Raw genomic sequence first — 19,925 nt, forward strand, 5'->3', positions numbered from 1 at the left:
TTGCCCGCACCCCTAAAGGTGAGCCTGTTTACTTTTCGATGATTTGCAGCCGCTTCGGGTCGATCCAGCCCATCAGACCGCCGGGAGCCTTGCCCTGCACCAGCTTATACTTCTCAATGAAGCGGTGGAGCATGGCGGCGATCTCAGCGCGGGTCGCCGTGCCCTGCGGGTCAAGCAGATTGCCGGATTTTCCCTTCACAAGGCCGCTGCCGACCGCCCATTGCATCGCCGTCTTTGCGTAATCCGTGATCTTGTCCGCGTCCTTGAACTTGTCCAGATCTCCCTTGACGGTCAGATCGTAGCCCTTGTAGTCTGCGTAGCGGTAGAAGATGGCTGCAAGCTGTTCGCGGGTGATGGGATCGTCCGGGCCAAACTTGTCTTTGCCGTAGCCCGCGAAAATGCCGTTCTCCGCCGTCCATGTGATCGCGTCAGCGTACCACTTTCCGGCCTCCACATCGGTAAAGCTGTTTTTGCCCTTCGGTACGGGGCTGCCCTCCATGCGCCAGAGAATGGTCGCCATCATGCCGCGCATCACCGTCCCATGCGGACTGAACAGGGTCTTGCTCGTACCGAGCATCAATCCGTTTTCGTAGACGAACATCACATCGCCGTAGAACCAGTCCTTTTCAGAAATATCGGTAAAGGGATTCACGTCTGTGCCCGGATTTTCGTCCACGCGCCAGCCTGCATACACGGTCATATCCTTCGTCAGATAAACACCGGAAACCTTGTTCGTCAGGCTGCGTTCGCTGTACCAGCCGATAAAGGCATGTCCACGCCAGGTCGGGACGTACTTTGTCAGGTCAATGTAGGTATTGTACGTTCCCTGCACGCTGGGAATATCACTGCCGCCGCCTGTTTCAAAGCGCAGCGTGTAGTAGGTGACGGGTGGATTGTAGCCGCCGCCACCGCCGCCGGTGTAGGTCCAGTGGGCGTAGACGGTGGCATTTGTATGGAATACGGTATCCGTCGTGATCTTTGTTCCGCCGCTCTTTTCGGTGTACCAGCCGTAGAAGCTGTAACTGCCGCTTCGGGAGGCGCTGGGCAGAGAGGTCAGCTTCCGATCGGTGGTGGTCATGCTGCCGACAGAGGGCGTACCGCCGTTGCCGTCAAAGGTGACGATGAACTCGGTGGGCGCAGGAGGTGCGTCCTCCTCGAAGATGGCCTTGATCTCCACATTGGTGTCCGGCATGATGAACTTATTGTCCTTGATGGTCATGCCGCCGCTCATGACCTGCCACTCCTTGAAGTGGTAGCCGATTTGGGGCGTAGCGGTCAGGGTGATTTCCGTGCCGGCCGCAGCCTTTGCATGAGAGGCGGAAGCCGTGCCGTTTTCATCCGTTTTCACGGTGATGGTGAACTCGGTGGGAGCAGGAGGTGCGTCCTCCTCGAAGATGGCCTTGATCTCCACATTGGTGTCCGGCATGATGAACTTATTGTCCTTGATGGTCATGCCGCCGCTCATGACCTGCCACTCCTTGAAGTGGTAGCCGATTTGGGGCGTAGCGGTCAGGGTGATTTCCGTGCCGGCCGCAGCCTTTGCATGAGAGGCGGAAGCCGTGCCGTTTTCATCCGTTTTCACGGTGATGGTGAACTCGGTGGGAGCAGGAGGTGCGTCCTCCTCGAAGATGGCCTTGATCTCCACATTGGTGTCCGGCATGATGAACTTATTGTCCTTGATGGTCATGCCGCCGCTCATGACCTGCCACTCCTTGAAGTGGTAGCCGGTGTTGGGCGTAGCGGTCAGGATGATCTCTGTGCCGACAATAGCTTTTGCATAAGAGGCGGAAGCTGTGCCGTTTCCGTCCGTTTTCACGGTGATGGTGAACTCGGTGGGAGCAGGAGATGCGTCCTTCTCAAAAATTGCTTTGATCTCCACGTTGTCGTTCGGCATGAGGAACTTGTCGTCTTTGATGGTCACGCCGCCGTTGATGACCTCCCACTCCTTGAAGTGGTAGCCGGTGTTGGGCGTAGCGGTCAGGGTGATTTCCGTGCCGGCCGCAGCCTTTGCATGAGAGGCGGAAGCCGTGCCGTTTCCGTCATTACTGACGGTGACGGTGTAGGTGGTGGGGGTAATAACGCTGTTTTCCCACAGCGCCTTGATTTCGGTATCCACGAGCACGGTGTAGGAATCTCCCACCTTGTACTCCGTGCCGCCGATTTCCCAAGCCTTGAACTCCTGATCGGCGGGAGCAGTGAAGCCGCAGGCGGGCAGGATGTAAATTGTCCCTGCATTGACGGTCACGGAATCCATGCTGCCGCTGCCACCGCTTGCGTTGAAGGTGATCGTACAATCCGCAAGCGGCGTACCCTCACCCACTGTGACCTCCGCATCGGGGCTGGCAAAGTGGTTGTGATCCCCCGCATAGCGGACGAAATAATTGCCGGCAGGCAGGTTTTCAATCTCGATACCGGTGCAGGTGGTGTAGATAGTCTCGCTCTCCGCACGGTATTCCATCGTTGCATCCACGCCGGTGATCTTGCCGTCGCTGCCGCCCTCGGTAGTGGGCGCGACACCGATCAAGCCGTTAGGCGCTTCCTGCGTGGCTTTGCCGATGCTCCACGCTGCGGTCACGGCCCCAGTGCTGCCGTCCGCCCATCTGCCGGTCTTGGATGTGACGCGAACGGTGTAATCGCCTGCGTCTGTGGCGGTGTTGCCTGCGATGTCCATTGTGGCGGGATTATAACCGCTCACGGTTGCGGTATGCTCGGAGCCATTGTAGGTGTAGGCTCCGGTGACGCTGATGTTGGGCTTGCCGGGATCGGTGGGTGCAGGCGGCGCGTCCTTCTCGAAGACAGCATTGACCTCCACATTGCTGTCCGGCATGAGGAACTTATTGTTCTCGATGGCCACGCCGCCGCTGATGACTTGCCACTCCTTGAAGTGGTAGCCCTTTTTGGGCATGGCGGTCAGGGTAATCTCCGTACCAGCCACGGCCAATAAGGGAGATGCGAAAGCTATTCCGTTGCCGTCTGTTTTCACGGTGACGGTATGCTTGGTGGGTGCAAAAGGTGAATCCTCCTCGAAGATAGCTTTGATCGCCACATTGCTGTCCGGCATGGTGAACTTGTTGTTGGTGATTACAAGTCCTGCCGGAGATTCGACCTGCCACTCCTTGAAGTGATAGCCGGTGTTTGGCGTGGCAGTCAGGGTGATTTCTGTGCCGGCCGCAGTCTTTGCAGGAGATGCGGAAGCCGTTCCGCCACCCTCTGTGGTCACGGTGACGGTATACTTGGTGGGTGCAGGAGGCGCGCCCTCCTCGAAGAATGCCTTGACCTCCACATTGGTGTCCGGCATGAGAAACTTATTGTTCTCGATGGCCACGCCGCCACTGATGACTTGCCATTCCTTGAAGTGGTAGCCCTCTTTGGGCATGGCGGTCAGGGTGATCTCCGTACCAGCCACGGCCAATAAGGGAGATGCGAAAGCTATTCCGTTGCCGTCCGTTTTCACGGTGACGGTATGCTTGGTGGGTGCAAAAGGTGAATCCTCCTCGAAGATAGCTTTGATCGCCACATTGCTGTCCGGCATGGTGAACTTGTTGTTGGTGATTACAAGTCCTGCCAGAGATTCGACCTGCCACTCCTTGAAGTGATAGCCGGTGTTTGGCGTGGCAGTCAGGGTGATTTCTGTTCCGGCTGTCGCCGAGGTGGAGCTTGCAGAAGCCGTTCCGCCGCCCGCTGTGGTGACGGTGATGGTGTGCTCGGCGGTGGGGGCGTTGGTTATCGTAATAGACAGTTCCTTCTTATCGTTGCCCACGCTGTTGAGAGCTCGAACGGTAAATTGGGCGGTCTGTTCCGCAGTGGGCGTGCCGCTGATCTCGCCGGTGGTTTGTTTCAGCGTCAAGCCATCGGGTAGCTCGCCACTGAAAAGCTCCCACAGAATGAAGCCTCCCCCGGTTGCCTGAAGCTGATGGTGGTACGGCGAGCCGACCGTGCCGCCGGGCAGCGTCGTGGTAGTAATCGCCGGCGCATCCTCCGGACCTAGGAGCTTCACCCGGATTGCGGCTGTTACCGCAGGCTCCGGCTGCTGATACTTGTGCTCGTCGTTAGCGTCGAATACCAGCGTACCGGGGATGGTCTGCCAAGCCGTGGACTGCGCGTCATAGGACGATTCCTCCCACGAAACCTCCATGCCAACCCTGAGCCCGTCGATAGCCTCGACGACCACAATTTCTGGCAGGTTAAGCCCTGCAAAGGTCGTGCCGAGTTTTTTCTCCGTAATGGGATCCGGCTCCTCGCAACGCTTGAAGGTATTTTTGATGACGTTGACCTTGATCGTGGTCTCCGCCGTCCTGTAGCCGTGCTGGTCAGTCGGCGTGAATACCACCGTCACAACGTTCTCGCCCAGCTCGTCAAACCATCTGGGCGTACCCTCCTTGAAGGAGAACGTGCCGGGGACGACGGTATCCGTTCCCTTGACCTTTGCCATGCCGTCCACAAGATCGGCGGTTTCCCCGCCTGTGGCTCCCATCTGGAAGCTCCTGTCGACGAACATGGTATTGTCGGGCTGCGCAAAATCGCCGTTCCTCCACCGGAATACGGGCGGCTGCGTTATCTCCGTCTCGGCCGGGTCTGCCTGCAGCGTGACCTTGATTACTCCTCTGAGGTCGGCGCCCTCGGGTACGATGTAATACTTCTCAAATTCGGCGCGGTTGACCTCGCCGTAGATGGTCTGCTCCTCATAAGAATTGGGGTCGTAGTTTGAATCGTCCCACTTGATGATGCCGGGCACATTGCCGTTCAGCCCGCTTCCCTCGTGGTTTGGTTCATCGGCCTCCGCGAAGAAATAGAACGCGTTCGGCAGACCGAGATCCTCAAAGGCTGTTCCAATCTTTTTATTGTCAATATACGATGTATTGGCTTGCCTGAATTTGCGGGGAATGACGTCCACGTTGACGGTACATTCCGCCGTGGTGTACTTCTGCAGGTCATCGGGTGTGAAGGTGACCTTGAGCGCTAGCGGTCCCACCTGAACAAGCCCGCCATCTCTCCGCCAGTAGCCGTATAATTCCTGCTCCTCGTTCAGAGTGAACACGCCGGGAACCGTTTCGCCATCTGCCGTGGCTTTTCCGCCGGAAAGATACTCGTCGGAAAAGGCGAGCTGGCAAAAATCGCCGCTGTATATCTGCCTGGAGTAGGTGGGCGGATCCAGCGTTGGCACAATGGGCTCGTCGCCAATGAGCGTGATTCTGGCAATGGCCTTGACCGTGCTTGTCGGCTCCAGCTCATTCTCGTAGAAGCTCCCTTCAACATCCAGCTGGCCGGTAATGATTTGCTCGCCATATTTGTTCGGGTCATAGGAGGAGCCGTCCCATGTCACGGGGATGGAATAGAAGATATCGCCGGTGTTGGTTTTTACATCGACGTCGAAAGGAAGCCACAGATCCTCAAACGTCGTACCCAACGGCATGTTGTTGATGACTTTCTCTATGACACTTGTGATCGTGTACTTAAGCCCCGTCACGGTGACGATACATTCCGCCGTGGCGTATGTCTCCGTATCGTCGGGGGTAAAGAGGATTTCCATGCGGTTTTCGCCCGGGTCTACTACGCCGCCCCAATTGTGCTTGAAGCGGAACGAGCCGGGAACAACGATGTCCGTCCCCTGGGCCTTTGCTTCGCCGCCTTTGAGATCTCCATCAAGGTACCACTCGCCGACGTACCCCTTAGAGGGCAGCGTGGGCGGGGTGGTGATGACCGTTTTGGTGAGCTGCAAAAGTTCTCCGTAGGCCGTATGACAGGTTTCGCAAATGGCCTTCTCCGTGCTGGTGGCCTTGCCGCCGGAGCAGTTGCCTGTTTCGGTGTGGCTGCTGTCCGTGATGCAGGTGCGTGTGTGCGTTCCGTTGCCGTTGGAGGTCCATTCGCCCCAGCTATGATTGTGCACCTCCCATATGGCATAGATGGTTGTGCTCATATCATACCCATGTACTACCAGGCAACTGGTATAACCGCCGTTTCCGCCATATATCGGCTTACCAGTCCGAGAATTCGCCCAACCCATGAAGGTATATCCGTCACGGGTTGGAATTATTTCTGATATGGGAACCCATACATGAAATTCCGAACTGTCCACGCTCTGACTTGGCGGCGCGCCGCTGCCGCCGTTGGCATCGTAATGCAGCGTATAGGTGTATTGGGTGGCAGCGGGACGGGCTGCCCCGAGCAGAGGCATTGGCGTTTTTCCGTCCTTGGAATCGCAAATCTCACATAAATAGGTGCAGGGCTTCCCCATGGAAGCCGGTGCATAGCCGCAATCCTTGTCATGCGCGTGCTTGCAGTCTGATGTTTGAAGGATACAGCCGCTTTCCTCGGTGCACGCGTGAACGCATTCCGTCGGTGCTGCGTTCTCTGCCTCCGATAAGCCGTCGGCATTCTCCGACACGCTTTCCGCCGTGTAGCATTCCGCCGTATGCGCATGGACGCACCGGGTTATTAGACTATGACATTCCTCCGTGTGTTCATGGGAACAGGGAATTTCCGCTGTCCCTTCGGTATAGCCGCAGGCCTCGTCATGCTCCGGGTGGTGTTCGCACAGACCGCCCGGGTTCGATGCACGTGCGCCGGTCTCTACCTCCGCCGCAAACGCGGTCGCCGGCAGCAGCGTCAGCACCATGCAGCAGACGAGCAGTATGCTGAGTATTCGTTTCTTCATTGGCTTTTCTCCTCCTGTTCGTATCGGGCGGGCTTGTTTGTCCCGCCTTTTTTCTGATTTTTCCTGTTTCTGAGCCGAATGCACAGCGCGGTGATCGCCGCCGCCGCGGCAAAGGAGACGACGGCCACCAGCACATAGCCGCCTGCGTCCTCCCGCAGCAGCCTCGTGCCGAACACGCCCCATGCGGCGGTCTGTCCCCGCACTATAAGTGCGTCCGCCGCCCCGGCAAGTGCCGTGAATAACATCAGGCAGAAAGCGGAGAGGCTTATTGCCTCGCGCCGCTGCCTCCGGCGGGTGTTTTCCCGCACCCGCTGCTTGACGAGTGCGACCCGTCTTGCAGGTATCGTACATATCGTTTGCCCCCCTTTCCGGTTTGTCTGGAATTGTGATAAAAACCCTTTCACTTATATAGGTACAAAAAATCGAAAAAACTCTCACCCAAAACGAAAAATTTTTCAAAAAATTTGAGAGCCGCCAAAAAGCAGCTCTCAGGGAGTAGATATTCGGTTATTCCCTCTGCGATAAGCGGAAAGCAGACAACCTTCCCACCGCCACCGGCAGGGCATAGGCGATATATTGCGCCGCGCCGCCATAGGCGATGAGCAGATTATAGATGGCGTGGAGGGTGATGGCCGCGCCCAGCAGACCTTTGACCTTGTGCAGAAAATCCGTGGGAATGTCAGACGCTACCCGGACGGCTGGGGCGAAGCAGCTCCCCTCACGGGCTTGCTCTATTGCGCCGATTGCGGCGGCAAGATGTATGTCCACCGCACCAACAACGGCAAGCGCATTTCTCAATACACCTGCTCACAGTACATCAAAGTTCCTTGCGGAACGCTCTGCAAGACCCAGCACCGTATCAATGAAGATGTGGTACTGTCCCTTGTTTCCGAAATGCTCAAAGCCATTGCCGAGTATGCAAAGTATGACCGAGCCGAGTTTGTCCGAGTGGTACAGGAAGTGCAGTCCAGCCAGCAGCCAACAGAGGTTAAGAAACAGCGCACACGCCTTGCTGCCGCCAGACAGAGGGCTTCCGGGCTGGAAGTCCTGCTCTGTAAAATCTATGAGGACAACATTTTAGGAAAGCTGTCCGACAGCAGATACGCCACTCTGGACGTTCAATACGCAAAGGAGCAAGCCGAGCTTACCGCTGAAATCTCTGCTCTGGAAAAGGCTATCAAGAGCTATGAAACGCACGAAAAGGACGCTGACCGTTTTATCGCTCTGATTGATAAGTATGAGAACTTCGACAAGCTGACCATTGCCATGCTCAACGAGTTTGTCGAGAAAATTCTTGTGCATGAGCGCGACCGCAAGGGCAGGCTTCATCAGAACTACTTGAAGCGTAAAGCCAGCGGAGCGCAGAAGCGATACGAGGACAAAATCAAGGAGAGGAAAAAGGCGGAAATCGAAGCCGAGAAAGCCGGCATTCGTGCAGAGGACATTGCAAAGGGCGTGTTCGTCCCTGTCAGCAGTTTACCGCAGAGAGAGCCGATGAAAGGAGTACAAACAGCATGAATATCGCTTACACACAGAACGGTGATTATCTTATCTCGAACATCGTTATCCGCAAGACCAAGCCCCTCGGACACTACGGCAGACTCCGCAAGGCGTATCTGGAAATGCACCGCCCGATACTGTTCAATGAGCGGGTACTATCCGACAAGCTCTTTGAACATTGCGCCAAGATTGACGAAGCGGCACGAAACCGCATGGAGCTGATCGTGCCGGAGCTGGCGAAGCGCAACGGCGTGACAGAGCAACTGAAAGCTGAAAATCAAATGGAATGGGTGCGGCAGATGAACGCTTGCAAGGCACAGGCAGAGGAGATTGTGAAGTTTGAGCTGATTTATGACTGATACTGAGAGCGCCCGGACGAAAAATGTTTGGGTGCTCTTACTGTATGAATAAATTGCAATTTTCCCATGATAAAGAAGTAAATGTTGTAAAGGAAACTTGACAAGAGATGCGTGTCATGCTATAGTAAGTTTGTAAAGGAAACTTGTCATACAAGGAGGCGTTTTTTGAAGAATAAAGTTGAGCAGTTACGAAAGGAGCGAGGATTAAATCAAGATGATTTTGCAAAAATGCTTCGTGTTTCAAGACAAACCATTAGTTCAATCGAAACAGGAAAGTATAATCCATCATTGGAATTAGCTTTTGCAATTTCAGACTTTTTTGGCAAACGGATTGAAGAAATCTTTTTCTATGAAAGAGGTGCAGAAAATGAAAAAGAGTAATTTGATAACCGGGATACTATATGTTCTTTTCGGTGTGGCTTGTTTGATTGTTGCGCTGTTGATTGAAACAAAGTTAGAGGGCATTTTATGGGGCTTTGCTGGCGCAGGTATCTTCCCCGGAATTATGATGATATGCAAATATTTTTATTGGAGTTCCCCCGAAAATAAAGAGCGATACGAAGAGCGTTTGGAGAACGAACGAATTGAACAGCATGACGAGTTGAAAACAAAAATCAGAGATAGAGCCGGAAGATATACTTACAGCTTAGGACTGCTGGTTGTTTGTTTCTCCATTTTGGTTTTCGGTATTCTCGGAGCATTGGAAGTCATTGATAATGCTCGCATGATTGTACTCTATCTTAGCGGATATTTACTGTTTCAAGTTATCGCAGGAATTGTCATTTTTAATAAGCTGATGAAAAAGTATTAAGGAAAAATCCCTTTAGGAACTAAAGGGCGCACTTCTATACAGGCAATTCCATCTACCTGTATCGTGCGACCTGCGGTGCCATTCCCAGTTTTGAAAAATCTCAAAATGGGAAATACAGCGAAATCAGAGGTTTCGTACAAGGGGCTATTTCCCCTTGCGGCACAGGTGCCTATCCCAATAAAGTTTGTAACTGAATATTTCAGATACAGACATATAAAGTTATAAATTTGGAGGATTCATAATGAGTGAGAAAACAGAGATTACTTTCATGCAAACAAGATTAATCCGGCTTGCTTCAGAAGAGTGGCATTTACCTGTTGAACAGATTATCCACTTGTTTAAAGAAGCCGATGTTCTTGGATATATAGAAAAATGTTATGGGATTTTTCATTGTGAAGGCGATGAAGCTGTGTTTGAAGATATTACTGAATTTTTGCAAAGAAAGGGAATAGAGATTAGTGCTTGAGTTAAAAGATGACTTTGTTCTCTATCATGGAAGTTATTGTGAAGTAAAAAAGCCAGATCTTGCCAAATGTGCAAAGAGAAAAGATTTTGGGCAGGGATTCTATTTAACTACATCCAAGGAGCAGGCAGAAAGTTTTCTGAGAACCTCAATAGCCAAAGCAATTGCAATAGGAACAATTGAAGAGGGACAGAAGTTCGGATATATTTCGACTTTTGAATTCAAATTTTCAGGAAATCTTGAAACGCTTATTTTTGAAAATGCAGATGTAGACTGGTTACATTGCATTGCAGCTCATCGAAAGAAAAAATGAATGAATTATACAATAGATCTTCTTATCACTATGGTGACGGATGAGATTGCAGAAGAAACGGGCAAGGACAGGAAAGAGACATTGACAGATTTTCTTTGTTCAAAGACAGGAAAAGCACTGTATGATGAAAAAACAAAGCTGTGGTGCAATGGTCCGGCATATATAGCTGAATTGTATAGGGAAGAGTTAAAGAAATCCGGATATCAGATTTGAGGTGAATGTATATCCGTCTGTCTTTGTTGAGAAATCAATAGTTATAAGATTATAGTATATGCTGATACGCTATTTGTAAAAGTGCTGACTGTCTTTATACAATCTTAATACGGAATCATAGACTTTTATACTATCTTTGAAAGCAATTGTATATAATAAAACGCATTATGAAGATATTGCTATAGAATCATTAGTAAGGAGTTATAATCATTTATGCCGGAAAAAGAAAAATGCGTAAGAAAAAACACCTGACGTCTTTTCAACTGATCATTCTGGGATTTGCAGGTGTGATCCTTTTGGGAAGCATTCTGCTGATGCTTCCGGTTTCCTCTTTGGAGAAAATGCCGACGCCATTTCATGAGGCACTTTTTACAGCCACTTCGGCAGTATGCGTTACGGGACTTGTAGTAAAGGACAGCGGAAGTTACTGGTCTGTGTTCGGACAGACGGTTATTCTTGCGCTTATACAAATAGGTGGATTTGGAGTAGTAACCGTAGCGGCAGCGGTTTCGCTTCTTTCAGGGAAAAAAATATCTCTCATGCAAAGAAGTACAATGCAGGATGCAATTTCAGCACCTAAAGTTGGAGGAATCGTCAGATTGACAAGGTTCATTTTTAAAGGGGACTTTTTTGATTGAAGCAGCAGGAGCTATGTGATTGCTGCCGGTTTTTGTATCAGGATTATGGCTTAAAGGGAATCTGGATGGCAGCCTTTCATTCTGTTTCTGCTTTTTGTAATGCAGGATTTGACATTCTGGGAACAGCAGATAATGCTTTTCCGTCTCTGACGGGCTATTCCGGAAATATCCTTATAAATGTGGTAATTATGCTGCTGATCATCACCAGGGGGAATTGGTTTTCTTACCTGGGATGATATTTATAGGAATAAAATGAATTTTAAACGTTACCGCATGCAAAGCAAGATTATTCTTATGACTGCTGTATGCCTGATTATTTTTCCGACAGTTTTTTTCTTTGCCTGTGATCTGAAAAACCTGCCTGCAGGAGAACGCCTGTTAGATTCCATGTTTCGATCGGGTAGACTACCAGAACTGCCGGCTTTAATACCATCAGACATTTCAGAGATGAGCGAGGCATCCAAAGCGGTTATGATACTGTTAATGCTGATTGGTGGTTCGCCGGGTTCTACAGCAGGAGGAATGAAAACAACCACTTTTACGGTACTGATTCTGAATGCAATTGCAACGTTTCGCAGTCAGGAAAATGCAGGGGCTTTTGGTCGGAGACTGGAATATCATGTGATAAAAAATGCAGCCACAGTAGCCATGCTTTATTTTACATTGTTCTTTTGCGGAGGTGTTGCAATCAGCGTATACGAAGATCTTCCACTTTTGGATTGTCTGTATGAAGCAGCTTCAGCTGTGGGTACGGTAGGTCTGACCTTGGGAGTCACACCGGGACTTCATGTTTTTTCACAAGTTGTGCTGATCATACTGATGTATCTGGGACGCGTAGGCGGCCTGACCCTGATTTATGCAGTATTCTCAGGAAGAAACAAGGGAAATGCAAAGCTTCCTCTGGAGAAAATTACAGTTGGATGAGAAGGAGACAAGTAATATTATGAAGAATGTATTGATTATTGGACTTGGAAGATTTGGAAAACATATTGCCATGCAGCTGAATCAGCTTGGGCATGAAATTATGGCAGTCGACTGGAAGGAAGAAAGGGTGGATAAAGTGCTTCCGTTTGTGACTAACGCCCAGATTGGGGACAGTACTGATGCGGAATTTTTACAATCTCTTGGGATTGGAAACTACGATATCTGTTTCGTGACCATCGGAGGAAGTTTTCAGAATTCTCTTGAGACCACTTCCCTTCTGAAAGAACTGGGAGCAAAACTGGTAATATCCAGAGCTGAACGTGATGTTCAGGAAAAATTTCTCTTACGCAATGGTGCAGATAAGGTGGTTTATCCGGAAAAGCAGGTTGCAAAATGGGCATCTATCCGTTACACAGATGATCATATCCTTGATTATATGGAGGTGGATGCTTCCCATGCGATTTTTGAGGTAGAAGTGCCGGAGGAATGGACTGGAAAAACTGTAGGCGGACTGGATATCAGAAAGCGTTACAATATTAATATTTTGGCAGTAAAAAATGAAGGAGAATTTAATATTGCAATTTCTCCGGATACGTATTTGGAAGAGAATAGTAAATTACTGGTGCTGGGAGAATACAGAGCTCTTCAAAAGTGCTTCCGCATATAGTAAAAAAGACTTTTGACCACAACACAGCCCCATGATATAATTTTCAAAACAGTAAAAAAGGTGGGGGACAGGATGAGTTTAAAAAATGTGAATCATCAGAAACGGTCATTCACATGGTCTATGGAAAAACCGTCTGCAAAGGATTATTTTCTGACGGTATTTATATTTGTGGTATGCACTTTAATTGGTCTGTTGTTTCAGAAACTGAATTTTACGGATACGAATATTGTAACCATATATATTCTGGGAGTTTTGCTTACTTCGATTGTGACAGATGGCTATCTTTGCAGTGTGGCAGGCTCTTTCTTAAGTGTATTTTTATTTTGTTTTTTTCTGACAGAACCAAGGATGTCTTTTAAAACCTATGCGGTGGGTTATCCGGTGACATTTTTCATAATGCTTATTTCATCCGTACTTACGGGAGCACTTGCAGCAAAGCTGAAAACACATGCAAAGCTGTCTACACAGCTTGCTTTTCGTACACAGATTCTGTTCGATACAGACCGTCTGCTGCAAAATGCAAAAGGGAAAACAGAGATTCTTGATGTCACCTGTACACAGCTTCTCCGTTTATTAAACCGCAATATTACAGCATATGTAGTAGAAAACGGAACTTTATCAGAGGGAAAGCTTTTTTCCGGGGAAAAAGAGGACACAGAAGATTTTTTGATACCAGAAGAGCAGCAGATAGCCAGATGGGTCTGTGAAAACAGACAGCATGCCGGTGCGTCCACACACCATTTTCCTCAGGCTAAATGTTTATATCTGGCAATCCGGAGCGGGGATAATGTTTACGGTGTGATCGGGATACCATTGCAAAAAGAAACACTGGACACTTTTGAATACAGCATCCTGTTGTCTGTAATAAATGAATGTGCGCTTGCAATGGAAAATGCGAAAAATGCATTAGAAAAAGAAAAAAATGCAGTTATGGCCAAAAATGAACAGCTGCGGGCAGATCTTCTTCGGGCGATTTCGCATGATCTTCGTACGCCGCTTTGCTCCATTTCCGGTAATGCAGATATGCTGCTTGGCAATAGCGACCGTCTGGACGAAGCTACAAAACATCAGATTTATAGCGATATCTATGATGATTCTGAATGGCTGATCGGAGTTGTGGAGAATCTGCTTTCCATTACCAGACTGAATGACGGAAGACTGAAATTTAAATTTACAGACCAGCTTCTGGATGAGGTGATTGCAGAATCCCTGAGGCATATCAGCCGGAAACATGATGATTATAAAATTGTGACAGACTGCGAAGAACTTGTTCTTGCACGTATGGATGTACGTCTTATTATGCAGGTTCTGGTAAATTTAGTTGACAATGCAATAAAATATACACCACCGGGTTCTGTGATCTGCATTCGGGGAACGAAAACAGATGGAAAAGCGCAGATAAGTGTGGAAGATAATGGCCCGGGAATTCCGGAAGAAATGAAAACACATATTTTTGAGATGTTTTATACAGGGAAAACAACAGTTGCGGATAGTCACCGAAGTCTGGGACTTGGACTGGCACTTTGCCACTCTATTATAGAAGCACATGAAGGAACCCTGGTTTTGACAGATCATGATCCTCATGGATGCAATTTTACTTTTACTTTACCCTTAAGCGAGGTGACATTAAATGAATAAAACATTAATTCTGGTGGTTGAGGATGACAGACCCATACGCAATCTGATCGTTACTACATTAAAAACACATGATTATAAATATCTGGCTGCAGAAAACGGATTTTCAGCCATTCTGGAAGCTTCGTCCCACAATCCGGATATTGTTCTTCTGGATCTGGGGCTTCCTGATATGGAAGGGGTAGAAGTGATAAAAAAAATCCGTACCTGGTCGAATATGCCGATTATTGTGATCAGCGCCAGAAGTGAGGACACAGATAAAATAGAGGCGCTGGATGCAGGAGCGGATGATTATATTACGAAACCGTTCTCTGTTGAGGAATTACTTGCGCGTATCCGTGTCACCCAGAGGAGACTTGCGGTTATGCAGAGCGGAGAGCAGATAGAAAGCTCTGTTTTTGAGAATGGTGGATTAAAGATAGACTATACGGCAGGCTGTACATATCTGAAGGGAGAGGAATTGCATCTGACACCTATAGAATATAAGCTGCTCTGCCTTTTGTCCCGCAATGTGGGAAAGGTATTGACACATACCTATATTACCCAGCAGATTTGGGGACGATGTTCGGATAATGACGTTGCTTCTCTTAGAGTTTTTATGGCAACATTGCGAAAAAAACTGGAGCCTGAGAAAAATGGAGTACAATATATCCAGACACATATTGGCATTGGATATCGCATGCTTAGGATAGAGAAGTAAAAAGCTGGATACGGAGTATGTCACAGAGGATATCGCCCAATCATCTGATTGTTTGCTTTTTTCTGTTATACAAAAATCCAAGACTGCGTGTGGCAATTGACAACGCATTATCACAAACTCCCGAGCAATTCCGCAATACGGTTTTTGGTATATGAAAAAATATATTGAGCATATTGCAAATAAAAACTGCATATGATATAATGCCAATAGGCAAAGAACGAAATAAATATCTAATACAGGCGAAAGCCCCCGGTACTGCAATACCGAGGGCCTTCTTTGTGTGCTTTTACGGTACACGAACCGAGGCTAGTTGCTGTTATTTATTCCTGTTTAACCATTTGCAGATATAGTGGCAGGCTATACCAGCCATGACAGAAATTAAGAACGAAATAAATATATCTAACACAAGCATCCCTCCTTTCTGTTGCCAGATTGAGGGCAGCAACATATTAAATATATCATAGAACGTTGTGTACAAAAAGCAGAAATTAGAATATGTCAATATGCCGCAGAAAGAGGGTATTTTTTGAGGAATAGAAAATGTTCTCTTTTTTTATACGCTGAACAATCACAAAATTGAGATTCTTTTCTTTTTTTTCATACCTGGGAAAAGTCGGTGGTAGAATATTGAAGAGGGACAGCAGGCGATAAGGAGGCAGACGATTTCTGCATCAGACAGTTGCTGCCCAATAAACTAAAAGATCAATATTGCTTTAAAACAGAATCCGCTATTATGTTGACCTGATCACGGTTCCTGGTGTACAATGTCATCCGTTGGATTCGTCCAACAATCCGGCCTATCATCCGGGAATACGCGAACGTGGTGTGGCACGCAAGGCAATCTTTGACTGCACTGTACCGTTCGACTAGAAAGATCGTTTCCAGAGAACTCAGTTTATGGACGTAAATCCGAAATACTGGCTGCCGGATATGTTTTAAATAATAAGAAAAAGCTTCAGGCAGATGTCAGAAAAAGCGGCATTTGCCTGAAATCAGGTAAAGGAGAGAGAAAAAAAGCTATGCCTATTGGAGTAATTATCAACGCATTATCCGTAGTTATAGGAGGAATCCTGGGTGCCCTTATGGGACATAAGTTAAGTCCGAAATTCAAGGCAGACATTACCCTGGTGTTCGGTGTATGTTCTATGGGAATGGGAATCAGTACTATCGGCCTGATGGAAAATATGCCGGCGGTTATTTTTTCCATCGTAATCGGAACAGGAATCGGTCTTGCGATTCATCTTGGGGAAAAAATCAATGCCGGTGCAGGTGCAATGCAGAGAGTGATCAGCAAATTTATCAAGAATTCAAATTCTGAAATGTCTGAAGATGAATTTATGAACACTTTAGTGACAATTATTGTATTGTTCTGTGCCAGCGGAACCGGAATTTATGGTTCTATCGTATCCGGTATGAGTGGAGATCATTCTGTATTGATTTCCAAATCTATTCTGGATTTATTTACAGCGGCGATCTTTGCATGCAGTCTGGGAATGGTTGTATGCATGATCGCGATTCCGCAGGTGATTATTTTCCTGATTCTGTTTTTTGCGGCAACGGCGATTTTCCCACTGACAACACCGGGGATGATCAATGACTTTAAAGCCTGTGGTGGATTTCTGATGCTTGCAACAGGATTCCGTATGGTGAAACTGAAAAACTTCCCGACTGCGGATATGATACCAGCTATGGTACTGATCATGCCGATGTCATGGTTCTGGGTGACTTATGTACTTCCGTTAGTATCCTGATATTTTTCTGATGCTTTTTTCGTGGAAAGAGTGTTGAAGGAAAATATGAATTTGGAGTTTTCTAAGAGTGCACAAACATATATGAGAATGATAGATGGATTTTATTTCTCAACCAGATATCTGGGTGATGACAGTATAGAGATTGACCGTGATGATGTGGAAATGTGTAATGAAGCGGCAAAAATGTGTCGTAAGGAAATTATGGAATTTGAGAAAACATTCAAATAAAGTAAATGAAGTAAAACAGATACGGTCATGTTATGATGGAGACACAAAGAGTAACAGTGGAATCTATATTTACAGACTATATGAAAAAGACAATCAGTGTGCGCGATACATTTGTAAAAAAAGCAACAAAAGAAAACTTTTACTATGGAATTCTACTTGGAATTTTGGGATTTAAATCGGGTTGGAGAGTGAATTCAAATAAGGAAGCAGGAGATGGATTCAGTGATATTCTAATTAGAATTGACGATTCGGATGTGGGAATTGTTATTGAAGTAAAGTATTCTGAAAATGATACAGGAGATATAGAATGTAGGAAAGCAATCACTCAGATAGATCAGAAGAAATATGCAGATGAATTAAGAGATAACGGCATTGGAACTATTTGGAAATATGGAATTGTCTGTAATAAAAAGAAATGTCGGGTATATGATGCCACTTATGAGAAAGCTTGACGAGCTTGATGAGAAAGTAAAGAAACATCAGGAAAAATTGTAACATATATAGCTGCGGTGAATATTCTATTAAGGAAGCAATGCGTTGAGGATGTTTGTATGGCTTTTTTTGATAAAGAAATGCATATGCAGCAGGAGAATGTGGATACGGGGCGGTATCAGGTGGTGGTGCTGGACCGGCTGAATAACCGTCCGGTAGAGAATGCAAGAGTCAGGATCTCTTATACAGGTGCGCCGGACAGCGTCATTGAAGAGGTGGTGACAGATTCCTCCGGCCGGACACCGGTTCTTGAATTAAAAACGCCGCCGCTGGAATATAGTATGGAGCCGGTAGAAGAACAGCCTTATGCAGAATATACGGTGCAGATCGATGCGGAAGGTTTTGAACCCAAAGAAGTAGCGGGCAGTGAGGTTTTGCCGGATGTTTTGTCCAGACAGCCGGCAACTTTAAATGCTATGGAACAGGGAGAAAGCTACCAGCGGGTGGTGATTCCGCCACACACATTGTTTTATAAATATCCACCTAAAATAGAAGAATCTGAGATTAAGCCGGTGAATGAGACGGGAGAGATCGTGCTGAGCAAGGTTGTTATTCCGGAATATATCGTAGTACATGATGGCCCGGTAAGTGATTCTTTGGCAGAGAATTATTATGTGCGTTACAGAGATTATATCAAAAACGTAGCCAGCAGCGAAATCTATGCCACCTGGCCGGACGATACGATCCGGGCAAATGTCCTGGCGATTATGTCGTTTACGTTAAACAGAGTTTATACTGAGTGGTATCGGAATAAAGGATATGATTTTACCATAACTTCTTCCACTGCATATGACCATAAATGGATCTATGGCAGAAATATTTTTGACAGTATCGACCGCATTGTAGATGAATTATTTGAGAATTATCTGTCCAGACCGAATGTGCGCCAGCCGATTCTGACACAGTACTGTGATGGAAAGCAGGTGCAGTGCAGAAACAGGGGATGGATGACGCAATGGGGCAGTAAAACATTGGGTGATCAGGGATATTCTGCGATTGAGATTCTTCGGGCTTTTTACGGAAATGATATGTACATTAATGTGGCAGAAGCGGTATCAGGGATTCCGGCATCATGGCCGGGATATGATCTTGATATTGGCGCAACAGGAAGTAAAGTAAGTCAGATTCAGGAGCAGTTAAATACAATCGCCGGGGCATATCCGGCAGTGCCAACTGTGACCGTGGATGGAATATACGGAGATGAGACAAAAAATGCTGTCAGAGTTTTTCAGGGGATTTTTGGTCTGGGACAGACGGGGATTGTTGATTATCCGACCTGGTACAAAATACAGGAAATTTATGTGGCAGTCAGCAGAATTGCAGAACTGTGATGAATATGAACAGATAAAATATATGACCGGCTATATCATAAGGTGATATAACCGGTCATTATTTTATCTGTATTTATAGAGAGTATTATTGCTGCTATTTATTGAGAATACTATGTAAAGACTACGGACAGGTGTGCTATGAGATCAGTGAGAAGCTCATTCGCCAGAGTTTTTTATCGGTATGTCGGGATTCATTAAAAATCAGTGTCAAGGTAATGAGGTTATTATATATCTAAAATAAAAACGCAAAAAAATAAGGCGCCATGACTTCTCATAGTTCCTCATTCTTTAATGCGGAAGATGGGACTTGAACCCACACGAGCGCAATGCTCACAAGATCCTTAGTCTTGCTCGTCTGCCAGTTCCGACACTTCCGCATATCGCATTTCTTTGGGATTCTTTTGTGCTCTCCCTCGCGACAAGTGATACTATACCAGATGCAAAAGACAATGTCAACAACTTTTTGAAAAAAATATAAAAAATTTCAAATTTTTTTTGAAAAAAAGAGGAATTTGAAATTTTATGTAGAATATAATTAATAAGAGGTATTTTGTCAGCTTGTGGAGGTATCGCTTATGAATATCAGGGAAAGCATGGAACAGAGAGAACTAAAGATGCTAAACCCTTATGCCTCATTCAGCCTTTATTCTAAGGGCAGAGAGAGGCAGGAGGAAGAATGCGATGTACGAACCGTCTATCAGAGAGACAGAGACAGGATCCTTCATAGCAAGGCATTTCGCAGGATGAAGGATAAGACACAGGTTTTTCTGGCACCTCAGGGTGACCATTACAGAACCAGACTGACACATACTCTTGAGGTATCACAGATAGCCAGAACTATCGCTAAGGCTTTAAGGCTGAATGAAGATCTTGTGGAGGCAATCGCACTTGGGCATGACCTTGGACACACTCCTTTTGGACATGCAGGAGAGAGAGCTCTCAATGCAGTGAACCCGGATGGCTTTGCCCACTATAAACAGAGCGTCAGGGTTGCACAGGTACTTGAGAAGAACGGCGAAGGGTTGAATCTCACCTGGGAGGTCCGGGATGGCATCCTGAATCACAGAACCAGTGGAAGTCCGTCAACTCTCGAAGGCCAGGTGGTAAGACTTTCAGACAAGATCGCATATATTCATCATGATATGGATGATGCTCAGAGAGCAGGGATTATTACGGAGGATGACATCCCGGTTACGTTGCGTATGCTTCTTGGATATACGACCAGGGAGCGGTTAAATACATTTG

The 19,925-nt window shown here is 47.3% G+C and carries 19 protein-coding genes, 1 tRNA gene and 1 pseudogene; 18 read left to right on the plus strand and 3 right to left on the minus strand.

Going from position 1 to position 19,925, the window contains the following annotated elements:
• Positions 1-28 precede the first annotated feature (28 nt).
• Together AC058W_RS06435 and AC058W_RS06440 are read right to left on the minus strand one after the other, a co-directional pair.
• Positions 29-6,655 (minus strand): InlB B-repeat-containing protein, encoded by a 6,627-nt coding sequence (locus AC058W_RS06435; protein ID WP_479389838.1) that lies wholly within the window; start codon positions 6,653-6,655, stop codon positions 29-31.
• A complete protein-coding gene (locus AC058W_RS06440; protein ID WP_226824885.1) occupies positions 6,652-6,858 on the minus strand; it encodes a glycosyltransferase in 207 nt (68 codons plus the stop codon). Before AC058W_RS06440 ends, AC058W_RS06435 begins: the two co-directional genes overlap by 4 nt.
• 436 nt (positions 6,859-7,294) lie before the next feature.
• On the opposite strand from AC058W_RS06440, the pseudogene AC058W_RS06445 reads away from it, so the two are divergent.
• From AC058W_RS06445 to AC058W_RS06525, 17 genes and pseudogenes are all read left to right on the plus strand, one after another.
• Positions 7,295-8,173 (plus strand): annotated as a pseudogene (locus AC058W_RS06445) (DUF4368 domain-containing protein); the annotation flags it as partial.
• Entirely contained in the window at positions 8,170-8,514 is a 345-nt protein-coding gene (locus tag AC058W_RS06450) for a TnpV protein (protein WP_019161271.1), read from the plus strand. The pseudogene AC058W_RS06445 and the gene AC058W_RS06450, both read left to right, overlap by 4 nt.
• A gap of 165 nt (positions 8,515-8,679) precedes the next feature.
• Complete coding sequence (locus tag AC058W_RS06455; RefSeq protein WP_019161272.1) at positions 8,680-8,895, plus strand: helix-turn-helix transcriptional regulator; 216 nt, start codon at positions 8,680-8,682, stop codon at positions 8,893-8,895.
• Positions 8,882-9,325: a hypothetical protein gene (locus tag AC058W_RS06460; protein ID WP_055153924.1), complete on the plus strand. Its 444-nt coding sequence runs from the start codon at positions 8,882-8,884 to the stop codon at positions 9,323-9,325. Before AC058W_RS06455 ends, AC058W_RS06460 begins: the two co-directional genes overlap by 14 nt.
• Before the next feature lie 241 nt (positions 9,326-9,566).
• Entirely contained in the window at positions 9,567-9,791 is a 225-nt protein-coding gene (locus AC058W_RS06465) for a DUF3791 domain-containing protein (protein ID WP_019161275.1), read from the plus strand.
• A complete protein-coding gene (locus tag AC058W_RS06470) occupies positions 9,784-10,101 on the plus strand; it encodes a DUF3990 domain-containing protein (protein WP_243098536.1) in 318 nt (105 codons plus the stop codon). Before AC058W_RS06465 ends, AC058W_RS06470 begins: the two co-directional genes overlap by 8 nt.
• Positions 10,102-10,314: a hypothetical protein gene (locus AC058W_RS06475; protein WP_117677573.1), complete on the plus strand. Its 213-nt coding sequence runs from the start codon at positions 10,102-10,104 to the stop codon at positions 10,312-10,314.
• Between the two features lie 230 nt (positions 10,315-10,544).
• A complete protein-coding gene (locus AC058W_RS06480; RefSeq protein WP_479389839.1) occupies positions 10,545-10,952 on the plus strand; it encodes a potassium transporter TrkG in 408 nt (135 codons plus the stop codon).
• Positions 10,949-11,188 (plus strand): potassium transporter TrkG, encoded by a 240-nt coding sequence (locus AC058W_RS06485; protein ID WP_479389840.1) that lies wholly within the window; start codon positions 10,949-10,951, stop codon positions 11,186-11,188. The genes AC058W_RS06480 and AC058W_RS06485 overlap by 4 nt, the downstream gene beginning before the upstream one ends.
• 16 nt (positions 11,189-11,204) lie before the next feature.
• Positions 11,205-11,876, plus strand: a complete 672-nt coding sequence (locus tag AC058W_RS06490; protein ID WP_479389841.1) for a potassium transporter TrkG — start codon at positions 11,205-11,207, stop codon at positions 11,874-11,876.
• Positions 11,877-11,895: 19 nt separating this feature from the next.
• Positions 11,896-12,543 (plus strand): potassium channel family protein, encoded by a 648-nt coding sequence (locus AC058W_RS06495; RefSeq protein WP_118571070.1) that lies wholly within the window; start codon positions 11,896-11,898, stop codon positions 12,541-12,543.
• A 72-nt stretch (positions 12,544-12,615) separates the two neighbouring features.
• On the plus strand, positions 12,616-14,181 hold the full coding sequence (locus AC058W_RS06500) for an ATP-binding protein (protein WP_118609610.1): 1,566 nt from the start codon (positions 12,616-12,618) through the stop codon (positions 14,179-14,181).
• Entirely contained in the window at positions 14,174-14,878 is a 705-nt protein-coding gene (locus AC058W_RS06505; RefSeq protein ID WP_025576945.1) for a response regulator, read from the plus strand. The genes AC058W_RS06500 and AC058W_RS06505 overlap by 8 nt, the downstream gene beginning before the upstream one ends.
• 1,019 nt (positions 14,879-15,897) lie before the next feature.
• On the plus strand, positions 15,898-16,629 hold the full coding sequence (locus AC058W_RS06510) for a DUF554 domain-containing protein (RefSeq protein WP_118138039.1): 732 nt from the start codon (positions 15,898-15,900) through the stop codon (positions 16,627-16,629).
• Positions 16,630-16,710: 81 nt separating this feature from the next.
• Entirely contained in the window at positions 16,711-16,857 is a 147-nt protein-coding gene (locus AC058W_RS06515) for a hypothetical protein (RefSeq protein WP_479389842.1), read from the plus strand.
• Between the two features lie 32 nt (positions 16,858-16,889).
• Positions 16,890-17,309: a PD-(D/E)XK nuclease domain-containing protein gene (locus AC058W_RS06520; RefSeq protein ID WP_118609612.1), complete on the plus strand. Its 420-nt coding sequence runs from the start codon at positions 16,890-16,892 to the stop codon at positions 17,307-17,309.
• 99 nt (positions 17,310-17,408) lie between these two features.
• Positions 17,409-18,680 (plus strand): peptidoglycan-binding protein, encoded by a 1,272-nt coding sequence (locus tag AC058W_RS06525; RefSeq protein WP_118609613.1) that lies wholly within the window; start codon positions 17,409-17,411, stop codon positions 18,678-18,680.
• A 292-nt stretch (positions 18,681-18,972) separates the two neighbouring features.
• On the opposite strand, the gene AC058W_RS06530 is transcribed toward AC058W_RS06525, so the two are convergent.
• Positions 18,973-19,057, minus strand: a tRNA-Leu gene (locus AC058W_RS06530).
• 198 nt (positions 19,058-19,255) lie between these two features.
• Between AC058W_RS06530 and dgt the strand changes: the two genes are divergently transcribed.
• The coding region (gene dgt, locus AC058W_RS06535; RefSeq protein ID WP_479389843.1) for a dGTP triphosphohydrolase at positions 19,256-19,925 on the plus strand (670 nt) is incomplete at its 3' end.

It is taken from the genome of Blautia sp. CGZ-1-C1 (assembly GCF_056504575.1).